Source organism: Calothrix rhizosoleniae SC01, from assembly GCF_900185595.1.
GTDB lineage: Bacteria > Cyanobacteriota > Cyanobacteriia > Cyanobacteriales > Nostocaceae > Calothrix_A > Calothrix_A rhizosoleniae.
This window is the reverse complement of the sequence record NZ_FYBH01000205.1, coordinates 1-8937: the sequence shown is the minus strand read 5'-3', so window position 1 is coordinate 8937 and position 8937 is coordinate 1. Positions and strand designations below refer to the sequence as shown.

At 39.9% G+C, this 8937-nt stretch carries 8 protein-coding genes; 4 read left to right on the top strand and 4 right to left on the bottom strand.

What is annotated here, in order from left to right; all coding sequences use genetic code 11:
- Positions 1-528 precede the first annotated feature (528 nt).
- Entirely contained in the window at positions 529-747 is a 219-nt protein-coding gene (locus CALSC_RS12805) for a hypothetical protein (RefSeq protein WP_088241731.1), read from the bottom strand.
- Positions 748-1033: 286 nt separating this feature from the next.
- Between CALSC_RS12805 and clpP the strand changes: the two genes are divergently transcribed.
- A complete protein-coding gene (gene clpP, locus CALSC_RS12800; protein WP_088241730.1) occupies positions 1034-1639 on the top strand; it encodes an ATP-dependent Clp endopeptidase proteolytic subunit ClpP in 606 nt (201 codons plus the stop codon).
- A gap of 135 nt (positions 1640-1774) precedes the next feature.
- On the opposite strand, the gene CALSC_RS27850 is transcribed toward clpP, so the two are convergent.
- Positions 1775-1903 (bottom strand): hypothetical protein, encoded by a 129-nt coding sequence (locus CALSC_RS27850; RefSeq protein WP_268807208.1) that lies wholly within the window; start codon positions 1901-1903, stop codon positions 1775-1777.
- Between the two features lie 319 nt (positions 1904-2222).
- Positions 2223-3044: a hypothetical protein gene (locus CALSC_RS12795; RefSeq protein ID WP_327331388.1), complete on the bottom strand. Its 822-nt coding sequence runs from the start codon at positions 3042-3044 to the stop codon at positions 2223-2225.
- A 1099-nt stretch (positions 3045-4143) separates the two neighbouring features.
- Here CALSC_RS12795 and CALSC_RS12790 point away from each other — a divergent pair.
- The 3 genes from CALSC_RS12790 (at position 4144) to CALSC_RS12780 (ending at position 8181) form a co-directional block, all read left to right on the top strand.
- The gene (locus CALSC_RS12790; protein ID WP_088241729.1) at positions 4144-6495 is read left to right on the top strand and encodes a ribonuclease R family protein; all 2352 of its coding nucleotides are present in this window, start codon (positions 4144-4146) and stop codon (positions 6493-6495) included.
- Positions 6496-6647: 152 nt separating this feature from the next.
- Entirely contained in the window at positions 6648-7265 is a 618-nt protein-coding gene (locus tag CALSC_RS12785; RefSeq protein ID WP_088241728.1) for a flavin prenyltransferase UbiX, read from the top strand.
- A gap of 208 nt (positions 7266-7473) precedes the next feature.
- Positions 7474-8181: a LapA family protein gene (locus CALSC_RS12780; RefSeq protein WP_088241727.1), complete on the top strand. Its 708-nt coding sequence runs from the start codon at positions 7474-7476 to the stop codon at positions 8179-8181.
- A gap of 1 nt (position 8182) precedes the next feature.
- Here CALSC_RS12780 and CALSC_RS12775 read toward each other — a convergent pair whose 3' ends face one another.
- Positions 8183-8383, bottom strand: a complete 201-nt coding sequence (locus tag CALSC_RS12775) for a hypothetical protein (protein WP_088241726.1) — start codon at positions 8381-8383, stop codon at positions 8183-8185.
- Between the last annotated feature and the right edge of the window lie 554 nt (positions 8384-8937).

Below are 8937 nucleotides of genomic sequence, written 5' to 3'. Positions count from 1 at the left end.
AACCTACTTAAATTTTGGGTGGGATGTCTAGCTAAGTATCCAAAAAATCATTCCCCACACTTTTTTCGCTCACCCTGTGGGGACTGTGGGGTAAATCCCACCGTATCGGGTTTCATCCCCTGTCTAAAGAACAAAATACGCAACTGTGTTGCTCTTTTTCAGAGGCTTTCACCCTCTCGCTATACTTCTGGTAATTTTGCCTTGTTCAGTGCTTCATCGCGCCATAGTCACCAATCAATGGGGTTTTGTGTTTGCGGAGATATAAGCTTTGCGACTGGAAAGGCGGTTAGTCATGGGGCAAAATGCAGGTATAGGGCTATGGACAAGTCAAAATATTTCCTGCGGAAATGCTGGGCGAACCAAAGTTAAAGTTTCGGCAGTTTTTTCACCTATTCTTCGCTTAGTCTACCTTGTTAAAAGTATTTGCGCTTCCCTTGGTCACCAGAATATACTCAGCCTTCTGTCTTGTAATATAACTGCTACATCTCCATCGTCGATCCAGCAAATATCTGTTTTATTATATAGATTTCAATCAAAATATTGATTAAAAAAACTGGCAATAGATGGCATACTTCTTGATGATGATGTCGCCTGCAAACGCATTCTCGTTGGTGGTGTAATTAGAGTTAAAAATTGCAACAAAAAAGTTATAATCGCCGCATGTATCATTTTTTCCATCATAGCAGGTTCTTTATTATGGGGGGATAACATTGAGTGTGGAATTAGCTTGGCATGAATTAATTGCATATTTATTAGTTTACTCACTCTGGTATTTTCAATCCGTAAAAAAAGAAAAAAAGGGAGCCTAATTTACATAATTCGATAGAAAAAATTATGTTAAAAGTAGTAATTTTTAAACTGCAATTGAAAATGAAAAATTCAGATCATTAAATTTTTACTTGTGGAAATCCTCAAATTTTAAGTTACACCAACACGGATGTAAGGAGATTTTTACCAGATTATGATTGTGCGAATAAACCAATCAGCCTCTGGAATCGATAAAATGTATGTAAAATAACTTTAAGCAGGCGGTATGATTCCTATAGTCATTGAACAATCTGGTCGAGGCGAACGTGCTTTTGATATCTATTCACGACTGCTACGCGAACGCATTATCTTTTTGGGACAACCAATTGATAGTACAGTCGCCAATTTAATCGTTGCCCAATTACTATACTTAGACGCTGAAGACTCGGAGAAAGACATATACATGTACATTAATTCTCCTGGTGGTTCAGTGACTGCTGGTATGGGCTTATTTGATACCATGAAGCAGATTCGTCCGGATGTCTGTACAATTTGTACTGGATTAGCAGCTAGTATGGGAGCATTTCTCCTGAGTGCGGGTACTAAAGGTAAGCGCATGAGTTTACCCCATTCCCGAATCATGATTCATCAACCTCTGGGAGGTGCCCAAGGACAAGCTACTGATATTGAAATTCAAGCCAGAGAGATTTTATATCACAAAAAACGCTTGAACCAATATTTAGCCGAACACACTGGACAACCAATAGAGCGCATTAACGATGACACAGAAAGAGATTTCTTTATGTCATCAGAAGAAGCTAAGGAATATGGCTTAATTGACCAAGTAATTAACCGCCATGCTTCTGGCAGTCGTCCTATGGCTGTAGTCTAGTTGTGACTGCTCCCCTCCTGCCTGAAGGCGAGGGGATTCTAAAAAGATTCTATGGGACGGGTTAAAACCGCGTCCTGTAGCTTCTGATTAGCTGTCACCCAGATATAAATCCGGGTGGGGTGAGTCAAAGCACCCCTACACACTCACTTGTACTGGCATCAAGCCATACAGATTGTGCTTACTTTTTTCGCTTTCTGGAGGTTCTATCACTATGCCAGAATGGTACACTCCCTGTCCTGCCATTACTTGCAGTGATGTAGTCATACTGCCGTTACATGTAGTAACCGTTGTTTCCTATATGCAGGGATTTCTCCGTACTAGGACAGTTCTGCATGTAGATGAACGCCTTACTCACATTTTTAATTTTACTATATAAACCGTGGGATTTACCCCACGGTATCGGGTTTGATCCCCTGTCTAAAGAACAAAATACGCAACTGTGTTGCTATTTCTGGTTGGCTTTCACCCTCTTGTTATATTTCTGGTAATCTAATATGGGTCATGAGTGATTAGGTTTTTTCATCAAATCCAATCACTCATGATGATTGATAGCAAACTCTTCTCATCTTCCCAATTCATGAAATCAAAATCCTGCTAAAGGATCTATGTCACTTAAAATATCTATGGGTGTAGGTTGAGATTCCAGATATTGTAGGAAATCTTTGAGTTCTTCCTCTGAGAGTAAATGGCGCGATCGCTTATTATAAGTTCTAATTAAGTAATCTCTGCCTTGTTCCATTGTCCAGTTCAAGCGTTGCATTTCCACGCTAATTTTGGCAATATTATCGGATTGATCGATAATAGGTTCGCTTTTTTTCTTTTTCTTAGTTGTTTTTTGAGTACTACTATCTGGGGATTTACTAGAACTACGTTGAGGGAAAGGTTTAATATTAGTATTAGTAGCAGAGATATCCATATCTGCTACAGGTTGATTTTCAATTTCTTGAGTTGATGTTTCCCTCACTGTTTCTAAGGATACTGGTATTTGTAACTCCAAATTGTGAGCTTGATTCGCTGCTATTTCTGGGGTTTGGGTATCATCTGGAAAAGATAAATCTGTTGCCGGAGCTGGAGAAATATGAGTTTCTATATGTGCGACATTAGATTTTTGTGGAGTTTCTATTTGCCCTGCGGAGGAACTGCTAGTAGGAATAGAGACAGCATTTTTTGCTGTTGATTCCCCAGCATCTGGCGATGCAGCCGGGATTCCCAACACCATTAAAGCCCGATCTCTTGCCCTATCTTCAGCCTCTTCCACAGTTGTGGCTGCTGCCATGCCCGTAGAACGGATAACGCCTTCTAATTGTACAGTCGCCCGAACAATATATTGTCCGTGATCGATTTTTACTAATTCTGCAATCAGACAACCTGAGGGATACAAGCTCTGGAATTGAGCCAAAATCATTATGACCACCAATATTAATAAATTTACATGATTAGCCTCAAATATGGCTAACAAGTTTCTTGCAGGAATAGGTTTATCTCTAGATTACACCTAGCATTATTTCATCAAGACAGTACTTGTCTGCTTATATTATGATTCAGGATGGTGGATAGGTGAATCTGCAATTTACTGGGAGCAGTCTTGTGAGTTAGCTCATTGTTGTCCCAACAGAAACAGGACTAACATTTCCGGAGCATCTCCGGAGGGGATCGCCGCAGGGTATTAGTTGCATACACCAAAAAGTCAAGGCGATGTGTTAATAACATAATGCAGACTAAACTATTTAAGGATTGGATTGTATTTTATCCAGCTTCCTGAGAAAATTTTAGCCATAAGGAGTGAATTATATCAATTTAATAATTTTAATTGACTAGATGTAGCATATGTGGACAGGGATCTATGACTTGACTACTTAACAAAGGCTTACATCGCTCACTCTCAATGCTATACTAAATACCCAACCCCATATCCAGAAAATAGTTCTGGGAGTATGCTCTAAATCTACAATAATGAAGATAAGGTTCGTCCTCACTACCTGTGACACTGTTGACCGAATTGTTACCGATTCTACATCTAGAGTAATGAAGTTGGTCGGCAGTTCCTCTTAGTCCTATATCAAAGTTGAATGGAGTGAAATTACTTGATGAGCTAGACATTTTTACACTTGTGACTTTTCTCAACAAAGTTTTTGAGTCTGGTTGAGAGTTATTTTCAAAAAACTTCCCAGAATAGTTGCGCGATAGTCCAGTCAAGACAAATAGTTATATAGCCACTTTCTGGATTGCATGAGAAAATGAGCTGGCTCCCAAGAATCCCTCTATCCCTACTTTGCAACGACTATGTAGTGAGAGTTTTGTAGACGTAAAGCAACTAACTCAATTACCCTTCAGGGTAAAGTTGCCTTTGCTGTCAATTTACTCTTACATCCCTAAAGACTGAAATTCCGGAAGTCCCACCTCAGGGCAAACAATTTCCGACTTATGGCTTTAAGGTTGTAGGGGTATATAGCAAAGAACCATATTCAAAAAAACGACGTTTTGATCAAAGGTCGGTTCACTGCATGGAATTTTCAATCGCTACACTTCTTGCCAATTTCACTGATGATAAATTGGTGGCTCGTAAACTTTTAGAAAAGAAACTTGGTTGCGAAGATGAAATAAATTTACGAAAACTGCAAATTTCCCTAGAAGTGCTGGAGCAAATCGGCCTCTTATCCAAGGAAAGGGGAAAATTTCGGCGAATACCAGAAGAAGAGTTAATTGAAGCCAAATTACGTTGCTCCAGTAAAGGCTTTTGTTTTGCCATTCAAGATATAGAAGGAGCAGAAGATATTTATATCCGTGAGAGTCATCTGAGTAATGCTTGGAATGGCGATCGCGTGTTAGTAAAAGTGTTAAAGGAAGGTAGCCGTCGCCGCTCTCCCGAAGGGGAAGTCAAACTGATTTTAGAACGCTCCAACCACACTTTGTTGGCTCGGATTAAGCAAGTGGAAGGTGGATATCGCGCCGTTCCCTTGGACGATCGCTTATTATTTGAGTTAAAAATCCAAGAAAATGGGATTGTTTTGGATGATGCCATTGACCATCTCGCCCATGTGGAAGTTCTCCGTTATCCTTTAGCTCAGTATCCCCCTATTGGTAGGGTAGTACAAATCCTCGGTAGTGATGCTGAAGCGGCTGCGGATATAGATTTAGTTACCTGCAAACACGATTTATCTAGGAATTTTGCCGATGCAGTGGAAGCCACAGCTTCTAAGCTAGCCAAAAAGCTGCTCAAAGCAGACCTCAAAAATCGCTTGGATTTGCGTAACCTATTTACTTTTAGCATTACTAGAACCCATAACGATACCAATGTGGTAGAAAATGCTTGGACTTGGCAGGAAGCTGACGATGGACAATGGCTATTGGCTTGTCATATTGCTGATGTTTCCCACTACGTACAACCAGATGAAATCCTAGATAGGGAAGCTATCAAACGTGGACGTTCGGTCTACTTGGGAGAATTGGTACTGCCCATGTTACCTGATGGGGTGGCAGAACGTTGTTCTTTAGTGCCAAAAAGCGATCGCTTAGCCATTTCCTTGTTGATTAACATTGATTCCAGTTCCCATGAAATCATGGGTTGGGAAATTCAACCCACTGTGATTAAGATAGATAAATCGATTAGTGAAGCAGATGTAGAGGCTGCTTTTCAGGGCAAAACCACAAAAGCCACCAAAAGTTCCTCTGAATTGCTGGAAATACTCCAACAAGTCCAAGTTTTTGGTAAATCTTTAACCAAGCAACGCCTCAATCGCGGCAGTTTACAACTCAACCTCCCACCGAACCAAAACCCCTACTATGATGAAGGAATTTTTGGCTGTGTGATCGAGCATGATTCACCTGTACGCTCATTAATTACAGAGCTAGTGCTACTAGTAAATCAACTGATTGGCAGCCAATTCAATGCCTTAGGAGTTCCTGCAATTTGGAGGGTGCAAGGAGTTCCCGATCCCGAAGATGTGCAAGAAATGCTGAAATTGGCAATTAATTTAGGGGTGGATCTGACATTAGATCCAGATATTGATATTCAACCCTTAGATTATCAACACTTAACCAAAGTATTTGCAGAATCTGCATCGGAACAAGTCTTAACCTACCTTTTGCAAGATACCCTCAAGCCTTCCACATACAGCACCAACAAAAGCTCTCACTTTGGACTAGCAATACCAGAAGGTTATATTCACTTTACGGCTCCCTTGCGGCGCTACTCCGATTTATTAATGCAAAGGGTATTACATACCATCTTAGAAAACGGACGCGATCGCCGCAATACTAGAGTTAAAGAACGAGTCAAATTGCTCGCCTCATCCTGTCACGGTGAAATTAACTGGAATGTCCTAGCACCAGAATTACAGCAAGAGTTGCAGAGTGATTTAAATAGGGTGATTACCCAAATCAATGACCGAGAAAAAGAAGTTCAAGAAGCAGAAGCTGATTTAGCTGGACTGCAAAGAGCATCGTTGATGAAACAACGCATAGGTGAAGTGTTCAACGGTGTAATTACTGGGGTTCAATCCTATGGCTTCTTCGTGGAAATTGAAGTCCCTCCCCAGGAATTGGAAACTGGCACTACCATCCCTTTAAGGGTAGAAGGATTAGTCCATGTCAGCTCCCTCAAAGATGATTGGTATGAATACCGTGCCAGACAACAAGCATTATTTGGACGCAAAAATCGTGCTTCCTATCGATTAGGTGATTGTGTGGCTGTGCAAGTTAAAAGTGTAGACTACTACCGCCAACAAATTGATTTGGTGACTGTGGGTAGTGATGGTATTGCCATTGATAAAGATGATGACGATGATGATTCAGATACTTACTTTCCCGACGATATGGATTCTGATCAAATAGAATCCTATATCGAAGATGAATAAACAATGAATATATAATGGGGAATTATTGAGGAATTAGGAGTTAGGAGTGAGGAGTTAATTTGCAAAAAATAACCCAGAACCAATAACAAATAACCGAAAAAATTCCCCTGCATTCATTTTGTAAATTTCCTCCAACCTATTGAATAAATTAAGTGTTAAATCATCATAAACCCCTAATTTTAGGAGTATCAGGTGCATCTGGTTTGATTTATGCGGTGCGCGCTCTCAAGTTTCTCTTAGCAGCAGATCATGAAATTGAATTAGTCGCTTCCAAAGCAACCCATATAGTTTGGCAAGCCGAACAAAATATACGTATGCCTCCAGAACCAACTCAACAAGAGCAATTTTGGCGGGAGCAAGCCGGTGTGGAAACCGCAGGTAAGTTACACTGTCACCCTTGGGGAGATGTAGGTGCCAACATTGCTAGTGGATCTTTTCGTTGTTCGGGGATGATAGTGATGCCATGCAGTATGAGTACTGTAGCCAAACTAGCTAATGGTTTAAGTTCGGATTTATTGGAAAGAGCCGCAGATGTGCAAATTAAGGAAGGTAGAAAACTAGTTCTTGTACCTCGGGAAACTCCTTTCAGTCTCATTCACCTACGAAACTTAACTACCTTGGCAGAAGCAGGGGTGCGAATAGTCCCAGCAATTCCTGCTTGGTACCACAACCCTCAAACTATTGAAGATTTAGTTGATTTTATTGTTGCTCGGACTTTAGATCAACTCGATATTGACTGTGTACCAATTAAACGTTGGCAAGGTAGATAATCATAAATAGGGGACAAGGGGACAAACTTCACCTCATGACTCAGGTTAACCAGTAATTGCTTACTCCACTAGAAAAAATGGCATACTTTAAAAGTTATAAGTCCTTAAATTGTCCACTTTATGTATTAAGTTATGGTTATTGAATTTTCCTCCTGCTCCTCTGTTTCCTTGATCCCTACTCCCCAACTCCCTCAACTTCTCTAATTCTATGACTGCAAGCCGTTTAATTTTATTATTGGCAGTAATAGTAATCCTGGCAATTTTGTTAGTACAAAATTGGTCACCAGCCTTATCCCTAGTATTTTTGGGGATGAAGACTCAACCTTTGCCCTTAGCAATATGGATAATCCTTAGCATCACCACTGGTGCTTTGACATCTTGGTTGATTGCCACTTTACATCAATTATCCAATTCTTTGGGTAGTCAAAGGCAACCAACTCCTTCCCGCCGTAATTACAGAGCGCCACGGGTACAGCAGGATCAGAGACAAGAAGCTACATTTAATCATGCTAGTGTTCCCAAAACTCCCAAAAAGCAAGACTCCAAAACTCAAGTTATCGAAGATGATTGGGATACAGATAGCAGTGAGGATTGGGACTTTGATGAATTAGCAGACAATCAAAGTACACAAGAAATTTCTCAAAACCAGTCTCGAAAAGATGCCCGTGACTACAAATCTCCACAACAACCCAGGCAATCTGCTAATACTAGTCAATCTAATTCCGTTTATTCTTATAATTCCCGCGAGCCAAAAAATACTGGAGTGGGGAAAACAGAATCTGTTTATGATGCAGACTATCGAGTGATCATTCCGCCTTATAAAACATCCCCAAAAAATCAACAAGTCGATGATGATGACTGGGAGGATTTTTTTGATGACGATGACTTTGGTGATGACGAACCCTTACGGCGTTAAATTATCTTGACGGTACCTGGCATTGTTCCCTAGACTCCTGCCTCACTTTACCCGTCATTGCCGCTTCCTGCAGGCTCATAAAAGCGTTAAAGTCTTCTAAGTCATAATGCCTAGTTAACAGTTGTCGTAGTTGATTTTCTGCTTCTAAGGTTAAATACCCAGTTGCTAAAGCACTATGCACAACATCACGAATCCGAATCATGATTAACACCTCACTCACACATTATTTATTCGAGATTATTGAAATCAGGTATGCATTCACCTTGGTTATTTGGTCATGATTTTGCAAGCCTAATTTCCGCTTCCTTTCGTGAGTCCCGTTTCATACCTTATTACTCACAATCAGTTCATCATTACCTGAATCGATTAGCTACCTTCAATCTATCTACTAGTCAAATTAGTTACCCAAAAAACAATAAAACACACTAGCATTTCACATGATGACAAAGTTTTGGGTTGATTAATATGAATCTGTATGCCCATGATAATTTTATTTTTTGAGAGAGTTTTAACCACTCATGGTGACCCTCAGAACTTAAATAAAGTTTCATCAAATATTTGTTAAAGTTCTAATAAACTTAAAAATACATGAAAACTAGTTGATAAGTCACCTAACAAAAGTTAGTAAATTCGTTATAAATTTACAGGTGCTTTATTCTACCTTTAAAAAATAATTGTTAATATGTTGTTTTAGGTACTTGGATATACGTAAGTAAGAATAATGGTATCTAGTTCAAATATAGAAGAAGAATTTGT